This is a genomic window from Pseudoalteromonas sp. SIMBA_162, assembly GCF_046535955.1.
Classification (GTDB): domain Bacteria; phylum Pseudomonadota; class Gammaproteobacteria; order Enterobacterales; family Alteromonadaceae; genus Pseudoalteromonas; species Pseudoalteromonas marina.
In genome coordinates this window covers 1-298 of sequence record NZ_JAWJBQ010000220.1, presented here as the reverse complement: position 1 = coordinate 298, position 298 = coordinate 1, and the positions used below count along the sequence as shown (strand labels likewise).

Annotated in this window: 1 protein-coding gene; it reads left to right on the top strand. The window is 36.2% G+C overall.

Annotated features, from left to right (window positions below; genetic code table 11):
- A partial coding sequence (locus R0J88_RS19450; RefSeq protein WP_410900788.1) for an adenine deaminase C-terminal domain-containing protein occupies positions 1 to 192 on the top strand: 192 nt, incomplete at its 5' end.
- Between the last annotated feature and the right edge of the window lie 106 nt (positions 193 to 298).

The window sequence follows — 298 nt, the reverse complement described above, 5'->3', positions numbered from 1 at the left end:
GTAAAACTTCAAGAAGTACACGATGCCCTGCATGAAGTACATCAGGATATCCAATTTCATCTTTTTTTAACAGTATCGTTCCTGAGCTTACCAGTAATCCCGGAGCTGAAGATAATCACTACTGGCTTGTTTGATGTGAAAAGTTTTCAGCATATTCCAGTAGAAGTGGTTAATAAGAATACTGTTGTGTAAGGCAGTATTTTTGCTATTTCCATTTATTCCGAAAGATATAAAAATAGAGGGGATGCACGGTGGTCAGAACAGTTATCATTATTCCTGCACTAAATCCTATAAATAC